Origin of the sequence: Algoriphagus iocasae (genome assembly GCF_014206875.1) — a bacterium.
GTDB classification, from domain to species: Bacteria; Bacteroidota; Bacteroidia; order Cytophagales; family Cyclobacteriaceae; genus Algoriphagus; species Algoriphagus iocasae.
The window spans coordinates 357,943-378,219 of the sequence record NZ_JACIJO010000002.1 but is presented as its reverse complement, the minus strand read 5'-3'; the positions used below and the strand labels follow the sequence as shown (position 1 = coordinate 378,219).

At 39.4% G+C, this 20,277-nt stretch carries 18 protein-coding genes; 9 read left to right on the top strand and 9 right to left on the bottom strand.

Features of this window, described 5'->3' with window-relative positions; translation table 11 throughout:
* Positions 1 to 223: 223 nt before the first annotated feature.
* The 4 genes from rho to FHS59_RS09095 all read right to left on the bottom strand — a co-directional run bounded on the left by rho (position 224) and on the right by FHS59_RS09095 (position 3,791).
* Positions 224 to 1,981 carry a transcription termination factor Rho gene (gene rho / locus FHS59_RS09110; RefSeq protein ID WP_184494838.1) on the bottom strand — a complete coding sequence of 586 codons (1,758 nt, stop codon included), beginning with the start codon at positions 1,979 to 1,981 and terminating at the stop codon, positions 224 to 226.
* Positions 1,982 to 2,187: 206 nt separating this feature from the next.
* The gene (gene recO / locus FHS59_RS09105; RefSeq protein WP_184494837.1) at positions 2,188 to 2,877 is read right to left on the bottom strand and encodes a DNA repair protein RecO; all 690 of its coding nucleotides are present in this window, start codon (positions 2,875 to 2,877) and stop codon (positions 2,188 to 2,190) included.
* Complete coding sequence (locus FHS59_RS09100; protein ID WP_184494836.1) at positions 2,877 to 3,461, bottom strand: thymidine kinase; 585 nt, start codon at positions 3,459 to 3,461, stop codon at positions 2,877 to 2,879. The genes recO and FHS59_RS09100 overlap by 1 nt, the downstream gene beginning before the upstream one ends.
* A 3-nt stretch (positions 3,462 to 3,464) precedes the next feature.
* The gene (locus tag FHS59_RS09095; protein ID WP_184494835.1) at positions 3,465 to 3,791 is read right to left on the bottom strand and encodes a 2Fe-2S iron-sulfur cluster-binding protein; all 327 of its coding nucleotides are present in this window, start codon (positions 3,789 to 3,791) and stop codon (positions 3,465 to 3,467) included.
* A 32-nt stretch (positions 3,792 to 3,823) separates the two neighbouring features.
* Here FHS59_RS09095 and FHS59_RS09090 point away from each other — a divergent pair, with 32 nt between their 5' ends.
* The 3 genes from FHS59_RS09090 to FHS59_RS09080 all read left to right on the top strand — a co-directional run bounded on the left by FHS59_RS09090 (position 3,824) and on the right by FHS59_RS09080 (position 6,244).
* Positions 3,824 to 4,936: a hypothetical protein gene (locus FHS59_RS09090; protein WP_184494834.1), complete on the top strand. Its 1,113-nt coding sequence runs from the start codon at positions 3,824 to 3,826 to the stop codon at positions 4,934 to 4,936.
* A gap of 149 nt (positions 4,937 to 5,085) precedes the next feature.
* A complete protein-coding gene (locus FHS59_RS09085; protein WP_184494833.1) occupies positions 5,086 to 5,652 on the top strand; it encodes a Pycsar system effector family protein in 567 nt (188 codons plus the stop codon).
* Positions 5,653 to 5,668: 16 nt separating this feature from the next.
* Positions 5,669 to 6,244 carry an HD domain-containing protein gene (locus FHS59_RS09080; protein WP_184494832.1) on the top strand — a complete coding sequence of 192 codons (576 nt, stop codon included), beginning with the start codon at positions 5,669 to 5,671 and terminating at the stop codon, positions 6,242 to 6,244.
* A gap of 1 nt (position 6,245) precedes the next feature.
* Here the strand turns inward: FHS59_RS09080 and rodA are convergent, their stop codons facing one another.
* Genes rodA through FHS59_RS09055 form a run of 5 tightly spaced genes read right to left on the bottom strand, consistent with a single transcriptional unit; the run spans position 6,246 to position 11,705 of the window.
* The gene (gene rodA, locus FHS59_RS09075; protein WP_184494831.1) at positions 6,246 to 7,520 is read right to left on the bottom strand and encodes a rod shape-determining protein RodA; all 1,275 of its coding nucleotides are present in this window, start codon (positions 7,518 to 7,520) and stop codon (positions 6,246 to 6,248) included.
* Entirely contained in the window at positions 7,520 to 9,322 is a 1,803-nt protein-coding gene (gene mrdA / locus FHS59_RS09070; RefSeq protein WP_184494830.1) for a penicillin-binding protein 2, read from the bottom strand. The genes rodA and mrdA overlap by 1 nt, the downstream gene beginning before the upstream one ends.
* Positions 9,322 to 9,843: a rod shape-determining protein MreD gene (locus FHS59_RS09065; protein ID WP_184494829.1), complete on the bottom strand. Its 522-nt coding sequence runs from the start codon at positions 9,841 to 9,843 to the stop codon at positions 9,322 to 9,324. Before FHS59_RS09065 ends, mrdA begins: the two co-directional genes overlap by 1 nt.
* Positions 9,833 to 10,669 carry a rod shape-determining protein MreC gene (gene mreC / locus FHS59_RS09060; protein ID WP_184494828.1) on the bottom strand — a complete coding sequence of 279 codons (837 nt, stop codon included), beginning with the start codon at positions 10,667 to 10,669 and terminating at the stop codon, positions 9,833 to 9,835. Before mreC ends, FHS59_RS09065 begins: the two co-directional genes overlap by 11 nt.
* 7 nt (positions 10,670 to 10,676) lie before the next feature.
* Positions 10,677 to 11,705 (bottom strand): rod shape-determining protein, encoded by a 1,029-nt coding sequence (locus FHS59_RS09055; RefSeq protein ID WP_184494827.1) that lies wholly within the window; start codon positions 11,703 to 11,705, stop codon positions 10,677 to 10,679.
* 333 nt (positions 11,706 to 12,038) lie between these two features.
* Between FHS59_RS09055 and FHS59_RS09050 the strand changes: the two genes are divergently transcribed.
* The 6 genes from FHS59_RS09050 to FHS59_RS09025 all read left to right on the top strand — a co-directional run bounded on the left by FHS59_RS09050 (position 12,039) and on the right by FHS59_RS09025 (position 20,268).
* Positions 12,039 to 12,512 (top strand): ribosome maturation factor RimP, encoded by a 474-nt coding sequence (locus FHS59_RS09050; protein ID WP_184494826.1) that lies wholly within the window; start codon positions 12,039 to 12,041, stop codon positions 12,510 to 12,512.
* Positions 12,513 to 12,517: 5 nt separating this feature from the next.
* Positions 12,518 to 13,762, top strand: a complete 1,245-nt coding sequence (gene nusA, locus FHS59_RS09045) for a transcription termination factor NusA (RefSeq protein WP_184494825.1) — start codon at positions 12,518 to 12,520, stop codon at positions 13,760 to 13,762.
* A gap of 64 nt (positions 13,763 to 13,826) precedes the next feature.
* The gene (gene infB, locus FHS59_RS09040; protein ID WP_184494824.1) at positions 13,827 to 16,727 is read left to right on the top strand and encodes a translation initiation factor IF-2; all 2,901 of its coding nucleotides are present in this window, start codon (positions 13,827 to 13,829) and stop codon (positions 16,725 to 16,727) included.
* 382 nt (positions 16,728 to 17,109) lie between these two features.
* On the top strand, positions 17,110 to 17,655 hold the full coding sequence (locus tag FHS59_RS09035) for a hypothetical protein (RefSeq protein ID WP_184494823.1): 546 nt from the start codon (positions 17,110 to 17,112) through the stop codon (positions 17,653 to 17,655).
* 128 nt (positions 17,656 to 17,783) lie between these two features.
* Complete coding sequence (locus FHS59_RS09030) at positions 17,784 to 18,725, top strand: transporter (RefSeq protein WP_184494822.1); 942 nt, start codon at positions 17,784 to 17,786, stop codon at positions 18,723 to 18,725.
* Between the two features lie 4 nt (positions 18,726 to 18,729).
* Entirely contained in the window at positions 18,730 to 20,268 is a 1,539-nt protein-coding gene (locus tag FHS59_RS09025; protein ID WP_184494821.1) for a phosphatase PAP2 family protein, read from the top strand.
* Positions 20,269 to 20,277 lie beyond the last annotated feature (9 nt).

The window sequence follows — 20,277 nt, the reverse complement described above, 5'->3', positions numbered from 1 at the left end:
AAGCAATTTAGGGTATTGCAAAGGTAAATATTCCTAATTCAATATTTAAACCTTTACACAAAAATTTGTAGTTCATATAATGCAAAAGCTATTTAAATTATTTGATGATACCATTGATTTTTCCAAGATCTACGAACTTTTCAGGAGATTTGGATAATATTCGAAACAAAAAAGCCCTTGAATTGTTCAACTCAAGGGCTTGAAATAATTTTAAAATAAGAAATTACCCATTCATACTGATCAAAAACTCAGCGTTATCTCGGGTTCCTTTCATTCTCTGAAGTAGGAATTCCATAGACTCCTGAGCAGTCATATCGCTCATCAGTTTACGAAGGATCCAAACTCTCTGCATCTCTTCTTTGTCCATTAATAGATCCTCTCTTCTGGTTCCTGAACTCAATACATCGATAGCAGGATAGATTCTTCTATTAGAAAGCTTACGGTCTAGAGCCAATTCCATGTTACCGGTTCCTTTGAATTCTTCAAAGATTACCTCATCCATTTTAGAACCTGTTTCGACTAGAGCAGTTGCAATGATGGTCAATGAACCTCCATTTTCAACATTTCTTGCCGCACCAAAGAATCTCTTAGGCTTATGCAATGCGTTGGCATCGACACCACCAGAAAGAATTTTACCTGAACTTGGCACCACAGTATTATGTGCTCTTGCAAGTCGAGTGATGGAATCTAGAAGAATCACCACATCATGACCAACCTCAACCATTCTTTTCGCTTTTTCCAAAACGATATTGGCAACCTTCACATGTCGATCTGCAGTTTCGTCAAATGTGGAAGAGATAACTTCCGCATTCACTGAACGTGCCATGTCTGTCACTTCTTCCGGACGTTCGTCGATCAATAAGATCATCAAATGAACCTCAGGATGGTTTTTAGTAATGGCATTGGCAATCTGCTGCAAAAGGACAGTTTTACCTGTTTTTGGCTGCGCCACAATCATCCCTCTTTGTCCTTTTCCGATAGGAGCAAACAAATCAAGAATTCTAGTGGACATCTTATCCGGTGATGTAGAAAGGTTTAATCTTTCTTCCGGGAAAAGTGGAGTCAAGTATTCAAATGGAACCCGATCTCTGATTTCATCAGTCGTTTTTCCATTGACAGTTTCTATTTTCAAAAGGGCAAAATACTTTTCTCCTTCTTTCGGAGGACGAATAGAGCCTTTGATATGATCACCTGTTTTTAGACCAAATAATTTCACCTGGCTAGGTGAAACATAAATATCATCTGGAGATGCCAAATAGTTATAATCAAGCGATCTAAGGAAACCATAACCTTCTTGCATCATTTCCAAAACGCCTTCATTGACGATTACGCCATCAAATTCCCTTGCGTTGACAAAAGGACGTTTTCTGTTGGAATGGTGGCTTGTTTCTGCGGCTGGAGCTAAAACTTCGTCTTGGGATTTGAAGTTTTTTCTTTTTGGTAATTCTACTTCCTGCTCTGGTTTTTCACTTGAAGGGCTGCTTGGGCTAGGAGAGGTCTGAACTTCATCATTTCCCTTTTCTTCAAAAACTCTTTTTCTTGGTCTGAAGGTTTTTGCATCCTCTTCTTTGGATGGCTCAGCTCCGGATTTTTCAGCTTTGGCTGGTTGCTCGCGTTTTGGAGCTCTTTCAGGTCTTGGTTCAGGCTTTTTCACTTCTTCTACAGAAGCTTTTTCCGTTGGAGCTTCCTTAGGAATCTCCGTTACGTTTTGCCTTTTGAACTTAGGTTTAAACTCTGGTTCCTCAGCAGAAGGTTTACTTGGATTTTCACTTTTCGTGACTTCTTCCGCTTTAGGGTTAGCTTCCGCTACAGATGGTTTTTTCTTCGGCAAAGCTTTTTCTGGGGTGATTGCTTGCTGATCAAGGATCGCGTAGACTAGATCGTCTTTTTTCAGAGTTTTGTGATTTTTAACTCCAAGTTCCTCAGCGATTTCCTTCAGCTCAGACAGAAGTCTGATTCTGAGTTCTTCTATGTTGTACATAAAGAGGGTATGAAATAATAAGATATTGTAAAATGCGGTATTTGGGATCGTGATTGATTTTCTGAGCAAAAAAAATTCTGCAGGAAAAACTCAAGTCAAAGTGGGCTGACTTGCACATTCACGTTACGACACAATATTAAAGGATCATGTTGGATTAAGCAAATTTTATTTTTAAATGAATGTTTTTCCCACCAAATGATTTGTACTCAACTCAATAACTGTCTTAATATAGTCATTGATTTCCAAGTTTGGTTGTTTTCCAGTTGCTGATTATAAAATTCCAGCAAATGGTCTAAAACCTTCCTTCTTAACCCCAAAGACACTTTTTCTTCACAGGAATATTGATGGAGGATGAGTTTTTCAATAAAATTCTCCGCCAAAGGGATCTCGGTAACTTCAAAAGGTTGTCCTAAATTTTCGGTTAAAAATTCTTCAGCACTTTCAGGGGCAAAGCCCAAAAACCGTGCATTCTCGATTAGAAAAACGAGTGGAAAGTGTAATAATGAGGTTTCTTTCTGATCTAATTTGAAAATGCTCTCTTCCAAAAAATCAAATAATGATTCATTTTGATAATTTTCGAAAATAGACTTTGAAATCACTTCGGTCATAAACATGGCCAATCCTGTCCTGTTAAAATCAAACGGAATTAATTGATTGGCTTGGTGAAGTTTTACCTCTGATATTCTTTGAAGCCCGGAATTGTCCTTATTGTAAACGACCATTTCCAGGACATTCATTGGCTGGTAAAGGGCAATAGTGGACTTGCTTTTTTGACTTCTTACTCCGTTGACTAAATAGGATTTTAAGCCCAATTCACGGGTGAAAATTTTACAAATGATGCTTGTTTCCTTGTATCGGATATAACTTAAAACGATTCCTTTGGTCTTATGAAGCATTATCGTTTATCCTCAAAAAAGCATTTTCTACATCTGGCCTCATAGGCTTCTTTTTCTCCAAGCATGACCTTTTGCTTTGCATCAGAAAGCCTAAAGGAAAAAGCCGCCAAATCACCACATTTCATGCAAATGGCATGCACTTTCGTGACATATTCTGCTATCGCCATGAGCTGAGGCATGGGTTCAAATGGTTGACCTTCAAAGTCCATATCCAAGCCAGCCAGAATCACTCTTTTTCCTTGTCGGGCTAGATTCTGGGCAACTGAGACAATCTCCTGGTCAAAAAACTGAACTTCATCGATTCCTACTACGTCACAATCGCCACTAAGTAATAAGATATCTCCTGCAAAATCCACTGGGGTAGACCGGATTGCATTTTCGTTATGGGAGATTACTTCAGAATCACTATACCTTTTATCGATAGAAGGTTTAAAAATTTCAACCTTTTGCCTAGCAATCTTGGCTCGATTCAATCTCCGGATCAATTCCTCAGTTTTTCCGGAAAACATCGATCCGCAAATCACTTCAATCTGCCCTTTTCGCTCTGGGGATTTAATCCTTCCTATCGAAGGTTCGATAAACATACCTTAATGACTGTATTCTAAATGAGGAAATTTATTGATTTCTGCTACTCTGACGATTAGTTCGCCAGAGCCCAACTCCGCTTGGCAAGATAGCCGTTCCTGTTTTTTTAATCTTCCTTGCTCCGCAAATTTTTGTTCAGCCTCAGTGAGCGGGCTTAAATTTTCCTCTCCTTCCAAAACAATTATTTTGCAGGTGGTGCATCGCCCTTTTTTCCCGCAAGCATGCATCCAATCAATGCCATTTTCATGAATTATTTCGATAACTTTACGAGGAACTGCTTTCGAATAAATTTCTCGATTAAATAGATTTTGAATGACTATTCGCGGCATTTTTACGTTGTTTTTTTAAACAAGACTATTCAATGACAATTCAAATTAACAGCAATTATTTAGAAAAATACGCCAAAGAATACGCCAGCATCGTCTGCGACGGCTTTTTTTCTTCTAAGCAATACATAACTGGTCAAGATATCATCCAGCTGACAAGTAGTACTCAGGTGAATTTTTTTATAATCAAACGCCTTTTCGAGCTTTGGCAGGATGAACTGGCAAAATTGAAGAGTAACCCGTTTTTTGATTATAGAGATATTGCCGTTCATGAGGCTTTGACCCAATTTATGAACGTACTATCCAGAAGAATCAAGGTGGAGAGAGAACATCTTCAGCCTTTGGTTGAGACTGCAGTAGCTCAGGCGGTTCAGCTGGCAACGGATCCTGTTTCATTTTATCAGGCTGAAATTTCAAAGGCTCCAGATGGAAAAGTAAATGATTATCTGAAGGAGAATAAAAAATATTATAAATGGCATGACCGGGCTGTTACTTTCTTGATCGATAAAGCCGGTTTTGGCTTGGATAAAGGAGAATATCAGCGGGCAATCAGCGCTAATTATCAGGTGGTGAAAGATTCTCTTGAGTCAGAGAATTTGTTGCTTGCGACTTTTGGAGATGTTAAGGTGTTTGATCTGGATCATTATTTTGAAAAGGCAGAACCTGCGATCTCTTATTCTGAGCCCGTCAAAAAAGTAGAAGAGTCAGAAACTTCATTTTTTGATCAGATGGAAGAGAATGAGCCTGCAGCTCATACATTTGAAGAGAAAAAAGTAGAACCGGAAGAAATCAAAATTCATTCGCCTACTCCTGAGCCGGTTGCGCCATCTGCAAATGGTAAAGGAATAAATCCACAGGCTTTAAAATCTAGATTTGCTTCAGAATCCTACAAAGGGATGCGCGGAGTAATTGGGGAATTGTCAGAAAGTTTGGCAATAAACCAACGCTTTATGTTTACAAAGGAATTATTTGATGGTAACTCCGATTTGCTGACTCATGCCTTAAAATCGATTGATGAGTGCAATAGCTTTAATGAAGCTATCAATTTGGTTAATGCCAGATATGTAAATGAATTAAACTGGGAAACTGAAACAGAGCCAGTTCAGGAGTTCCTGCTGTTGATATATAGAAAGTTTGATGAAGTATAAACTTTTCTGGTTTTTAGAAAAAAGGACATCGTTTTGGTGTCCTTTTTTCATTTTGAGATGTAAAATTCTATTCTGAATTAAAGAATTTGTTTAAATCACAGATTATTTTGAATTTAAAGGAATTTATTTTTCGTAAACCCTATTCATAAATGGTCAAAAAAGAAAAAGGGATTGATGATATTCCTGTGTTCGACGAAGGACTGGATATTGTCGATAACTATTGGTACCTGATCAATTATTTAAGAGATTTAATCAAAGCTTCAGAAATTAAAGCCGGATTGGTATTATCATTTTATGGTTTATTGATCAATGTTTTTTTTCAGTTTTCTGATCATTTGATAGAAGTAGCTGGCTCTGATCCCTTTATTTATATTTTTCTTTCACTTTGGTTTATGTTCAGTGTGACATCTATTTATTATAGCTTCAGATGTTTTATGCCACAGATCGAGAGTAAGTTTGATAAAAGTGTATTCTTCTTTGGTGATATTATCCATTCTTATGGGACTATTAAGGAATACGTGAGAAAACTAGAAGAAATAAGCATCAAAAGAAGACCTTATTTGGATCAATTGGGAGAACAAGTCTATATCAACGCCAAAATCACTGCCGCAAAATTTCGTAATGTTAACCTTTCGATTAGATTTCTTTCTTTCAATATTGGCTTGTTGTTTGTTTTTATTTTGTATTATGCCTTAAGAACTGCGTTTCAAGGCTGAATTCTTTTTATATAAAATGAAAGGTTACCTAAAACTTAGAAAAATCGTTTTGAGCAAATTGGATGCAGGCTTGCCATCCTATTTATCCTATCATGGATTGGATCATACCATGGATGTTATAAATGTCTGTGAGCAATACATTAAAAGGCTAGACTTACCGGAAGAGCAGCGATATTTACTAAGAACAGGTGCGATAGTTCATGATATGGGATTTTTAAAGGGTCCTGCCAATCATGAAGAAGTAGGCTCAGGAATGGCAGCTGAAATTATGAGAGATCTCGGAATGAGCGAGTATCAAATCCAAGAAGTAAAAGGTCTGGTGATGGCTACTAAAATCCCCCAGACTCCACTAAATGAAATCCAAAAGATCATCTGTGATGCTGATCTTGATTATTTAGGCAGGTCAGATTATCCTGAAATCAGTAACCTACTTTTTAAAGAACTGAAATACATGAAAGTTCTGGAAACTGAAGAACAATGGAAAAATCTTCAGATTAACTTTTTAAAAGCCCATCATTTTCACACTCCATTTGCAATTAAAAACAGAGAGCCTAAAAAGCAATTTTGGCTTAACCAGTTATTAAACTCCTGAATTAACCCAGTCTTCCAAGCTGCATTGCGCGGGATGAATCCATCTTAATGAAAATAAACAGTAAGATGGTGAAAGACCATAGTGAGGACCCTCCATAACTGAAAAACGGAAGAGGAATACCAACAACAGGAAATAAGCCAATGGTCATGGCAATATTGATCATAAAGTGAAAGAGAATAATCGATATCACACAATACCCATATATTCTAGTAAATCTGGTTTTTTGGCGCTCAGCCATGATGATCAGACGGTATAAAAGCGCTACAAAAAGGGAAATCACGACGAAACTACCCAGCCAGCCAAACTCTTCACCTAGGGTACAAAAGATAAAATCGGTATGTTGCTCAGGAACAAAGTCAAACTTTGTTTGAGTACCCTGTAAGTATCCTTTACCGGCCAATCCACCCGAACCAATCGCGATTTTGGATTGTGTCACATTCCATCCCACACCAAGGGGATCAAGGTCAGGGTTAAATAGCACCATGATTCTATTTTGCTGGTGCTCAGGAAGCTTTGACACGACAAAATCAATACTGTAGATATAAATTATCACCCCAACACCGATCAAACTGAAAGCAAGGATTCTCTGCCAGGATTTTTTACCAAGAACGATAAGTAAAATTACAATTGCGATGATGGCTCCGGATAAGTAAAGATTGTTTTCAATCCCTAAAGCAAGAAGAGTAACCGCAATACCTCCAAATGCCAAAACATAATAATATTGAGGCAAACCTTCACGGTAAAACATAATCAGCAATGAAAAGTAAACCATTGCAGTTCCAGTATCTGGTTGCAAAAGAATCAGAATCACAGGTAACATTAAAACCCCAAATGCTTTCAGCTGATAGCTTCTTTTTGAAAGGTCAAATGTGGGCCTTTCCATAAACTTAGCGAGGGCCAGTGCTGTGGCAAATTTGGCAAATTCACCTGGCTGGATCCTAAAAGATCCCACTCCAATAGAAAGCACTTGTCCATTTACTTCCTTTCCGACAAAAGGTGTCAAGACCAACAAAACCAGAAAAGTCAGATATAAGTAAATAGATAGGTTTTCATACAATCTATAATCGGCGGCCATTACCACGATGATAATTGCGATGGCTGTGCCGATCCAAACTAGTTGCTTTCCGGAATTAATTGAAAAATCGAAAATACTTTTTTCTGCCTGCCCATCATAAACCGCTGCATAAATGTTAAACCAGCCAATTATAACAAGAGTAAAATAGATCATAACGGTGATCCAGTCCACCCGATTGATGTTGATATCTGACTCCCGCATTAGTAAATGAAATTTCCAGCTAACACATAATCTTGAAGTTCTTTTCGTAGAACTTCACCTTTGATGTATTTCTCAATCATCAAAGAAGCTGTACTTGCCGCAGCTCTTCCTCCCCAACCAGCATTTTCCACATACACGGCAATAGCAATTTTCGGATCCTCTTTTGGAGCGAAAGCCACAAATACCGAGTGATCTTCTCCATGTGGATTTTGTGCAGTACCGGTTTTACCAGCGATGGTAATATCTTTCATGATGGCTCTAGTAGCTGTACCATAAAGAGCCTCTGCCATCGCATCCTGTATCATATCAAAATGGCGAGCTTCAACTCCCACTTCATTCTTGATTCGATATTTTTCAGGGATTTGATTCGCATCTCCATCAATTGATTTGACCAAGTGAGGGGTATAATAATAGCCTTTGTTGGCAAAAATCGCAGCTAGATTAGCCATTTGGAGAGGAGTTACCAGCATTTCGCCCTGACCAATTGAAAGGGAATAAATTGTGCTGTATTTCCATCTTCCTTCCCCATAGAATCTGTCATAGTATTTACTGGAAGGCACGTCACCTCCTTTTTCATTTGGCATATCTACTCCCAACCTACCTCCCAATCCAAATTTCAGGACATTTTCTCTCCAAGCATTCAACCCAATCTCAGTGTCCTTGTATGTATTGCTGGAAACCTCACGGTTAATAATTTGTCTAAATGCCTGATGGTAGTAAGGGTTGCAAGAGTTTCTGATTGCACCAAAAAGATTGACTGGGGAAGGGTGATTATGACAGGCGACCAAAGATTTATTACAAGCAAAAGTGGTCTCTGGGGTCAATACCCCTTCTTGCAAACCAATTAAACTTTGAACCACTTTGAAAATAGAACCCGGAGGATATGTGGCCATAATAGGCCGATTAAATAGAGGTTTACTTTCGTCAGAATTTAAGCTTCTGTAGGTCTTGCTGAATTCAGAACCGGTTAGATCATTAGGATCATAGAAAGGAGCGGAAATCATCGCGAGAATTTCACCTGTCTTCGGCTCAATCGCTACTACGGAACCTTTTTTACCAGCCATAAGCATTTCGCCGTATCGCTGAAGTTCCATATCGATTGTCGAGGTGATGTTTTTTCCGGCAACTGATGCAGTGTCATATTCACCATCTTTAAACGGTCCTTTATCCACTCCTCTGACATTGACCATTTTATATTTTACGCCCTTTCTTCCTCTTAAATCGTCTTCGTAAAATCTTTCTATTCCACTGAGTCCCGTATAATCTCCCTGAACATAATAATTGGTCGTATCCCGCTCTAGCTGACGGGCATTGATTTCACCGATATAGCCCAAGGCATGCGCGGCGATGGGTAGAGGGTAAGACCTTACTGATCGAGTCATAATAAATAGGCCAGGATAATCGATCAGATAATCCTGCATCCGGGCAAATTCAGTAGTCGAAATCTGCTTGATGAGAGGGGAGGGCTTTACATAAGAATATTTTCTTGCTGCTTCGTAAGCCTCAATAAGTTCTTCTTTGCTGATTTTAAAAAGTTCCAAGAATCTGGTGGTATCGCCTACCTCAAATTCCTTTGGTACCAGCATCAAATCGAAAATCGGATTGTTATAAACCAAGAGCTTTCCGTTTCTATCATAAACCAATCCACGGTAGGGGTGATCTACTACTCGCTGTATAGCATTTCTTTCAGCTTTTTTCATAAAGCTGTCATCCATTACTTGGATCATAAAAAGTTTGGTCAAAAGCACCAAACCGATCAAGAAAATGAAGATTATTATTGCTACGGGTCTTTGGTCGTTCATTAGATTCCTCTCCTGCGTTTGAAGAACAGTAGTTGTACAATAATAGCCAAAACCAAGGTAAAAATCGAGGAGAAAAGACTTTTGTTTACAACTCCGATGAATGTGCCTGTTCCCCACTGGTCAGCGATGAAGAATATCAAACAAAACGCAAATATCAGTGGCAGGGAATAACTGATAAACCACCCAATTCCCATCTCTTGAAGCGTAGGTTGGGTTGAGTCATCATAGCCTCCATTTGGTCTGAGTATTTTTAGCCAATAAGGTCTTAAAAATGCCAAGAAAGTTGCTGCAGCTGCATTTAAACCCAAAGTATCATAAAAGACATCAATGATTAAACCGATTCCAAAACTGATCAAAAGTAAAGGAACAGCCCGGATCTGAAGAGGAATACTCAGAATGCCTACGAGATAAACAAAGCAAAATGCAATACCGAAAAGGGCAAGGTTTTTTAGAAATAGGATCTGAAATAGTCCTAAGATCAGAATGAGTAAAATAAATGAAATTAGGTTCCTAAAATTCATTAGTTATTTCAGATTGTTGATACAAAGAATCCAGTTCTTCGATCTCTGTGTTTTCTACTAGGTAGACGTATGATACTTTACTGAAATCAGTTGTCAAGGCAACTTCGATATCCAGGTAATTTGGGTCTCCAGATTGGATGACATTGGAAATGACTCCGATGTTGATGTTTCTTGGAAATACCGCGCTATAACCAGAAGTGACAATAGTGTCTCCAACTTGTGCATTCACATGTCTTGGGACATACAGTAATTTTGCCGTTTGAGAGTTTTTCCCATCCCAGTTGATGGATCCGAAATCTCCCGTCGATTTGATGATGGAAGAGATCAGTAAGTCATTATTCAATAACGAAATTCCTACAGAATAATTTTTTGAAACAGACTTTACTCTTCCTACTACACCGCTTTCATTGAAAATCCCCATTCCAGGTTTCACTCCCTGCTCACTGCCTTTGTTTAAGGTTAGGTGATTTTGGGCATATCGAAGAGAATTACTGATTACTCTCGCTCCCAAAAATTCAAATTGAGAGGATAAAGCAGAATCCAATGTTAATTCCACTGAGTCAGGATCCGTCTTGAGACTTTTCAATTGCTCCATCAGTCTGGAATTTTCTCCCACTAATGCTTCATTGGCTTCAGCAAGGGAAAAGAAATCTCTGACGTCAGATTGAGTTTCCAAAATAGATCCCACCATGGAGGTGGAACTGTTAAAGAATGCGGCACCCTGAGGGGAGTTATTTGCGACGAGGAGCCAGATTGCCAGCACTTCGAGCAAAACGAATAAAAGAAATGACCTTAAACTATAAAGGAATTGGAGGATGCGTAGCATTCAGGGTTTATGTCATCAATACTGTTCTGAAATTTTGTACGTTTTTCAAGGCGGTACCAGTACCTCTTACTACTGCTCGAAGTGGATCTTCGGCAATGTGAATTGGAAGTTTGGTTTTTTGATGTAATCGCTTGTCAAGACCCTTCAGCAAAGCTCCACCACCAGTCAAGTGAATCCCGTTATCGTAGATGTCAGCAGATAGCTCCGGTGGAGCAATTTCCAATGCTTTCAAAACAGCCTCTTCGATCTTGGAAACAGACTTGTCCAATGCAAAAGCAATTTCGGAATAAGAAACCTTGATTACTTTAGGAATACCAGTCATCAAATCACGACCACGGATTTCATGATCTTCCGGAGGCTCATCCAGTTCCGTTAAGGCAGATCCGATAGCAATTTTAACTTTTTCTGCAGAGCGCTCACCGATCAATAGGTTATGCTGTCTTCTCATGTAATCAAGAATGTCTTTGGTAAAAGTATCACCAGCCACTCGGATCGACTGATCTGCTACAATTCCTGACAATGCGATCAAAGCAATCTCTGTAGTACCCCCTCCGATATCAACAATCATTGAACCCATAGGTTTCTCAATGTCGATACCGATACCAATCGCCGCAGCAATCGGTTCAAAAATCATATAGACCTCTTTGGCTCCTGCATGCTCTGCAGAATCCCTTACAGCTCTTTTTTCTACTTCAGTAATTCCTGAAGGAATACAAATCACCATTCTATGAGACTGCGGGAATAATCCTTTTTTCTGACCAGGGATCATTTTGATCAAGCCACGGATCATTTGTTCAGCTGCATAGAAATCCGCAATTACTCCATCTTTTAGCGGTCTGATGGTTTTGATATTCTCATGAGTTTTCTCATGCATATTCATCGCTTCCCTTCCCACTGCTAAAACACGGTTGGTAGTTTTGTCTATGGCAATGATGGAGGGCTCATCCACCACAATTTTATCCTTATGGATAATCAAGGTGTTGGCAGTACCCAAATCGATGGCTATATCACTTGAGAAAAAATCGAATAATCCCATTTTTGACTTTTTGATTGACTATTTGTTGGAGTTAATTGTTCAATATAGTACGTTGAGTACTCATTATTAAACGGGGGTCGGCAAAATTATTACCTTAAATGGAGAAATCTGAAAGAAACACGATATTTTTTGCTCTATTTATTGAAAAGGCTTGCAGAGGTTTTAGTTGGTAGAGCCGATTATCTGCCAAGTCTACACTTTGGGTGTTAACATCGGAGACCTTTTGTAGATTTTTTACGCAAATTGTTTTTGCATCAAATTTATTTTACCTTTGTCGCGTATTCGAAAGTTTCTGGAGGGGACACCAATGTCCCCTCTTTCATTATGCATACTATGTCCGAACTGAAACAGTCCATCGAAGAAATTGTCGAGAAGCATCTTCCAGATGAAAATCACTTTATCGTGGAGGTAAAAATGACAGAAAAAACGGGGAAAACAACCCTCAGTATCTTGATTGATGCGGATGAAGGCTTAAATATTCAGACCTGCGCAAACGTAAGTAGAGCTGTGTCTGAAGAATTGGAAGCAAAGGACATTATGCCGGGTGCTTATATTTTGGAGGTTTCTTCTCCGGGCTTGGATTATCCACTGAGCAGCAGGAGACAATATCAAAAAAATATCGGCAGGGAGCTGAAAGTTTTGAAGACCAGCGGCGAAGAACTGGTCGGTAAATTACTGGAAGTAAATACAGCCGGTGTGAAAATGCTGGTAAAGAAAAAAGAAAAAGGCAAAAAAGCCACGGAAGAGGAAGTAGTACTTCCTTTTGAAGAGATGAAAAAAACAATCGTACAAGTATCTTTTAAATAACTCAAATGGATGCCAAAATCTTAATAGAATCCTTCGCAGAGTTTGCGAGATCTAAAAATGTGGATCGACCTACCATGATCCGTATCCTGGAAGATGTGTTCAGAGCAATGATTAGAAAGAAGTTTGAATCTGATGAAAACTTCGACGTAACCATCAATGCAGACAAGGGCGACCTCGAGATTTTCAGAATCAGGGAAATTGTCGACGACAACTCTGAAGATATTTGGGATTTTGATAAAATCAGCTTGACCGACGCTAGAAAGATCGAACCTGATTTTGAGATCGGTGAGGAAGTATATGAGAAAATAGAACTGGAAGAATTTGGAAGACGTGCTGTTCAGATGGCTCGTCAGACATTGATCCAGAGAATTAAGGATCTTGAAAAAGATATCCTTTATAATAAATATGAAGAGCAGGTAGGAGAAATCGTATCTGCAGAAGTGTACCAGATATTAGGTAGAGAAATTCTATTGATGGATGGTGAAGGAAACGAATTGATCCTTCCAAAGGGTGAGCAGATTCCAAAGGATAGATTCAGAAAAGGGGACACAGTAAAAGCTATCGTCCATCGTGTCGATATGATGAATGGTAATCCTAAGATCATCCTTTCTAGAACTTCTCCGGTTTTCTTGGAAAGATTATTTGAAAACGAAGTTCCTGAAGTTTATGATGGGTTGATCACGATTGTAAAAATCGTGCGTGAGCCAGGAGAGAGAGCGAAAGTGGCTGTGGAATCTTATGATGACAGAATCGATCCAGTAGGAGCTTGTGTCGGAATGAAAGGATCCAGAATTCATGCAGTAGTTCGTGAGCTTCAAAACGAAAATATCGACGTGATTAATTTCACGGATAATTTGGAGCTTTATGTGACTAGAGCATTGAGTCCTGCAAAGGTTTCTTCCATCACTGTAAATCAGGAGACGAAGAGAATTTCAGTTTTCTTGAAGCCTGATCAGGTTTCTCTAGCAATTGGTAAAGGTGGATTCAATATCAAATTGGCCAGCAAATTGGTGGATTATGAAATCGACGTATTCCGAGAGTTGAATGAATACGAAGAAGAAGATGTTGATCTAGTAGAATTCGGAGATGAAATCGAAGGATGGATCATCGAAGAATTGAAAAAAACAGGGTTGGACACTGCAAAAAGTGTGTTGACTCTAAGTAAGGAGGATTTACTCCGAAGAACAGAACTTGAGGAAGAGACGATCGATGAGATATTCCGTATCCTCAGACAAGAATTTGAACAATAATACAAGGGATTTACTAATTTAAATACCCTAATTTTACTTAAGATTTCGAAAGAGGTTTTTGCTTATGTCAGAAGAAAAAATGATGCGATTAGGCCAGATAGCCAGAAAACTCAACGTGGGAACGGCGACCATAGTTGAGTCAATGGCTAAAAAGGGCTTTGAGGTGGAGAATAATCCGAATTCCAAGATCAGTATGGAACAAGTTGAGATGCTGAGAAAGGAATTTAAATCTTCTGCCCTGGATAAAGAAGAGGCTTCCCACCTTTCTATAGGGAAGCGCCATGAGCCTATTTCGATGGAGACAGAAGCTCCTAAGCAAGAAAAGGCTCCTGAGTCTGAACCAAAACCGGCTCCTGCTGAGGCTCCTAAGCCTGCGCCTGTAGTTGAGTCAAAACCGGCCCCTGTGCCAACGCCGAAAGAAGAAGTGAAGCCTGAGGTAAAACCTGAAGTGAAGGCTGAAACCCCTAAACCTGCTCCAGCAAAAGAAGAAGCTCCAAAAGTGGAGTCTGAAGCTCCTAAGCTAGAAGGCATAAAAGTTTTGGGTAAAATTGATTTGAGCCAAAAACCTGCATCTAACCAAAGACAAGGTGGTTATAAAGGCAATAAAAATCAGGGTGGTGATAATAGAAAACCACAACATCACCAGAAACCTGCTCAAGAGCAGAAAAAACCACAAAATCCTCAAGGACAGCAGCAAAGACCAGCAGCTTCAGCTAAGCCAGAAGTAAAACCTACTTCTCCAGCGCCAAAAATTGAAGAAACTCAAAAGCCGCAGCCAAGTGAGGTGATCTCTGCAAAAGCAGATTCATTAAAAGGCTTAACGGTTTTGGGTAAAATCGAATTACCTGCTGACAAGCCTAAGAAGAAAGGTGGTCCTGTCGCTTCTTCTGACGAAAGAGGAAGAGATAAAAAGAGACCTCGTAAGAGAATTGACAAGGGAGGTTCAAATGGACCTAACTCTGGAGGTAATAGAAATCAAGGCCAAGGCGGAGGTAATAGAAACCAAGGTCAAGGTGGTCAAAGAGGAAATAACCAAAATAGAGGAGGTCAAGGCCGAGTTCAAAAGGCAGAACCTACTCAAAAGGAAATTCAGGATCAAATCAAGCAGACTCTCGCTAGACTTCAAGGCAATAAGCCTGGAGGAGGAAAGTCCAAATCAAGAAGAGATAAGAAAGCAGAAAGAGAAAGGGAAGTTGATCAGGAAAATGAAGAAACAAAATTGCTCAAAGTCACAGAATTTATTTCTGCAAATGACTTAGCAGCACTTTTAGACGTTTCTGTCAACCAGATTATTTCTACTTGTATGTCTTTGGGTATGTTCGTTTCGATCAACCAAAGATTGGATGCGGAAGCAATTACTATTATTGCTGATGAATTTGGATACGATGTTGAATTCACCAAATCTATTGAGGATGAAATCGTAGAAGAGGTGGAGGACGATCCAGAAGATCTAGTCGAAAGAGCTCCGATCGTAACGATCATGGGTCACGTCGATCATGGTAAAACTTCCTTGTTGGATTACATTCGTACTTCAAAAGTAACAGCAGATGAAGCTGGAGGTATCACACAGCACATTGGTGCATACGATGTGACTACCAAAACAGGACATAAAATTGCATTCTTGGATACTCCAGGTCACGAAGCGTTTACAGCGATGCGTGCCCGTGGTGCGAAAATCACTGACGTCGCTATTATTGTGATTGCTGCGGATGATAGCATCATGCCTCAGACCAAAGAAGCAATCAACCACGCTCAAGTAGCTGGTGTACCGATGATTTTTGCGATCAATAAAATTGATAAGCCAAATGCAAATCCGAATAAGATTAAGGAGGAGTTGGCTAATATGAATCTCTTGATCGAAGAATGGGGTGGTAAATACCAATCTCAGGAATTATCAGCCAAAACCGGTGAAGGTGTGGATGATCTTTTGGAGAAAGTACTTTTGGAAGCAGAGGTATTGGAATTGAAAGCGAATCCTGATAAAAATGCTGTCGGAACTGTAATCGAAGCATCTTTGGATAAAGGTCGTGGTTATGTGACCACCATCATGGTTCAAAGTGGTACACTGAATATCGGCGACATTACTTTGGCTGGAAAGCACTATGGTAGAGTGAAGGCGATGTTTGACCATAAAGGTAAAAAACTGAAAACCGCTGGACCATCTACTCCTGTTCAGTTACTAGGTCTTAGTGGAGCTCCTCAAGCAGGTGATATCATTAAGGTTTATGACACTGAGCGTGAAGCTAGAGAAATTGCAAACTCAAGAGAGCAAATTCAGAGAGAGCAAAGCTTGAGAACTAAGAAGCATATTACTTTGGATGAAATCGGCCGTCGTTTGGCAATCGGTTCATTTAAAGAGTTGAATATCATTATCAAAGGTGACGTGGATGGTTCTGTTGAAGCACTTTCTGATTCACTATTGAAACTGTCTAAAGATGAAGTGAAAGTGAGCATCATCCATAAGGGTGTTGGTCAAATCTCTGAATCAGATGTTCTTTTGGCATCTGCTTCTGATGCGATCATCTTAGGATTCCAGGTAAGACCTTCGGCAAATGCTAAGAAATTGGCTGAGCAAGAAGAAATCGAGATCAGACATTACTCCATCATTTACGATGCGATTAATCAGATCAAAGATGCAATCGAAGGAATGCTTGAGCCAGAATTTGAAGAGGTTATTACAGGTAACATTCAAGTTCGTGAGGTATTCAAAATCTCTAAAATCGGTACTGTTGCTGGTTCTTATGTATTGGATGGTTTCATCACTCGTAAGAATAAGATCAGAGTCATCCGTGATGGTATTGTAATCCACGATGGTGAAATCGATCAATTGAAGCGATTCAAAGACGATGTAGCTGAAGTAAAAGCGGGTTATGAGTGCGGTATTTCTATCAAGAACTTCAATAACATCGAGATCGATGATACCATTGAAGGTTATGAGATGAAAGAAGTAAAGCGAAAGAAATAATTCGAATTATAAATACTTATTAGTAAAAGGAACAGCTTGCTGTTCCTTTTTTATTTTTGAATATGATCAAGGCAATTCTGGTCCTCCTAAAATTGGGTATTTATCTATCCCTTCTTCAAATAGTCCTAGGGTTGATTCGCCCTGTCTATGTTTTATGGTTCATGGATCGTTTCAACAGGTTGAAAGTTATTAAGGTATTTGGCTTTTCTGCCATTCTATTTTCTATACTATATTTAATAGTAAAATATTATTCTGCAAACCATTGAAAAAACGGTAAATAATTTCAATAACGATAAATATCATTTTTTTAAGTGACCTTTTTCATATTTTTATTGGCCTTTATTTGAAATGTTAATACATTTCGAATTGCAAGTCCACCGAATTGAAAAAAATCTCTTCCATATTGCTTCTCGCATGTTTTGCCATTTATCAGTTTGGCTACTATGCGTTTTATTTTTCTTACGAGACTCATATTGAGGCACAGTGGGAAGAGCAGATTTTTGATTTGGAAGAATCTCAATTGGAAGAAAAGATGTTAGAGGTGCCTTTGGCAGTTCCATATATGTCTTATCAAGAGGATTTTCAAGTCACTAACACCAAATTTGAGAAAGACGGAAAGTATTATCGTGCGATTAAGCAACGCTATACAAAGGAAACTTTACAGATTATCTACGTTCCGGATACTTCACGGGCTGTTTTAGATCAAACCTTTCAAACTTGGATTTCTTCGATTTTAGGGGATGAATTGCCACAGGATCAAAATGGGAAATCCCTGCACAAAAATTTCGTCAAAGATTATATCCAAACGGACTTATTTTCCTTTTCAGGATTTAAGAACGATTTACATAAGTCTTTATTAGGGTTTATTTTTTCATCTTACAGTAATCCATTGTTTACCATAGATTCCCCTCCTCCTCAGATAGTCTAATAGTTTTTTAATGTTTTGGTTTTCCTGATCTATTTAGGTCAATAGGAATGCTGAATACTTTATTGATCTCTGCTCGATAGGGCCTGAGTCAATTTGCTTTACCTATTGATAATCACTATTTATTCAAAATGAAAAAAAATTTACGACAACTCATTCTCCTTGTCGGAGGATTGGGAATGTCATACTTAAGTTTGGCGCAAACTCCGACTGACGGATTGTTGATGCCCAAAGGAGACATTTGTTTCTTAATCGGCTATGAGTACGGACAGTTTGACCATTACTGGGAAGGAGAAACCCTTCGAAAAAATGGTACGATCGCAAAAGTTCAACGAAGAACTGTTCTAGCGATGGCAGCATATGGAATCACTGATAAACTGGATGCATACATTGGCTTACCTTATGTCAGTACAAATTCCACAACTCCCAATGGAGGTAAATTTGCGGGAGCATCAGGAATTCAAGACCTGACTTTAGGACTTAAATACCGTGCCTTAAATTCTAAAACAGAAAAGGGTCAGTGGTCTGTTTTCGGCTCCTTGGTTTTTTCAACTCCAGCTTCAAACTATCTCTCTGACTACCAGCCTTACAGTTTGGGTATCGGAGCTCCCCAGTTGGCATGGAGAGCTTTGGCAGAGTATGAATTCAATTCAGGATTGTATCTAAGAGGCTCAGGAGGCTATACCTGGAAAGGTTATACCCAAGCTGAAAGAGAATACTATTACAATGAAGGGAATTATTTCACCTCATGGATGGATGTACCAAGTGCCTGGACCTATGAAGCAGTGGTCGGTCATTGGTTTTTTTCAAAAGGCTTGCGAGTTGAGTTAAGTTACAATTCCTCTCGCTCCACTTCAGGTGATGATATTCGTGCTTACAATGCTCCTCAGCCAACCAATAAGGTGGACATGGATAGAGTAGGAGTTTTTGCTCAATATTTTTTCAAAAAGCCAAAAGGGCTGGGCGTAGTAGCCTCATTTAGTCAGGTAATCCACGGAAGAAATGCGCCGGAAATGGCTGCTTTTAATGCTGGTGTTACTTATCAGTTTGGACTTTTTAAACCTAAAAATTGAAAGCATGAAATCATATAAATTATCCATAATAGTAGTTGTGATATCCGTTTTGGTCTCTTGCAACAAAGATTTGAATACCGAATTGACTTATGAGAGTTATGAATTCGCCGGGATCGATGAAGATGCAGGAGATTGGAATCCTATCTTACTAGCGAGCGGTAGTGATATTTCTGTGGATGCTCCTGCAGCCACCAACTCTGCTGAGTACCAAGCAGAATTATCTGAAGTCAAAAGTAAAATTGCTTCCATGACCCCGGACCAAAAGAAAAAAGTGGACTTCTGGACCAACAATTCCGTGTTGAGATGGAATGAAATCGCATTGGGTCTAATTGCTAAATACAACTTGATTCCGGGACCGAATGAGGATGAATCTTATACGCTTCCTGATCCTTCAAATCCTGCAGGTCCACCACCATTTCCCTTTGCGCATCCACCATACGCTAGTCGTGCATTGGCTTATTTATCGGTGGCACAATTTGATGGTCTGATTGCAGCTTGGCATTATAAGTTTGAATTTAATCGCCCAGCACCTTATCTGGTCGATTCAGAAATTCCGAATACCTATGTTTCGAACGGTCTTCCGTCTTATCCATCAGAAGGAGCGGTTTTGGCAACTACAGCCAGAAAGATTTTAACGGCCATGTTCCCTTTGGAGGCAGAATACCTTTCAAAATTGGAGCAAGAGCATTTGGAAAGTTTGATCCTTGCAGGTGAAAATGTACCAAGTGATTTAGAAGCGGGGATTAAAATTGGTGAGGAAATCGCGACCATTGCATTAAGCAGAGCTGCGAATGACGGGATGAAAAATGCTCAGGCACCTAAAGCAGTTTCAGATTCTTTAAGAGCAGCGGCTTTTGAAAGATTCGGTTGGCAATGGGAAAATCTGGAAAGCCCTGTTCGGCCGGTTGGTTTGACTCCATTGTTTGGAAAAGTGAAAATGTGGAATGTGCCAAATGTGGAAGCAACACGTCCTGAAATTCCTCCGGCTCCAGGATCTGAAATTTTTCAGAAGGATATCAAAATCCTTGAGGATTATGCAGATAACGTAACGAATGAGCGAAGAAGAATTGCTAATTATTGGCAAGATGGCTTGGGAACTTATACTCCTCCTGGCCACTGGAATGACATTGCTGGGGAATACATTCTAAAGTATAAGATGAATGTCATCCGGACTGCTAGAACTTTTGCTTATATGAATATGGCCATCATGGATGGTGGTGTTAGCTGCTGGGATGCCAAATACTATTATTACTACCCGCGACCGATTCAGATGATTAAGGATTTTGAAACGATTGCCGGTACTCCAAATTTCCCAAGTTATACTTCTGGACACTCAGTCTTTTCGGCTGCAGCCGCATCGGTTTTAACCTATATTTTTCCGCAAGAAGGAGAAATATTTAATGAGTGGGCAGAAGAAGCCGCCATTTCAAGAGTCTATGGTGGAATTCACTGGACTTTTGATGCCACAGTTGGGACAACTCAAGGAAGAAATGTGGCTGAGTACACTATTAACGCTGCCAAAATCGATGGCGCAGATAATTAAAAATTAAAA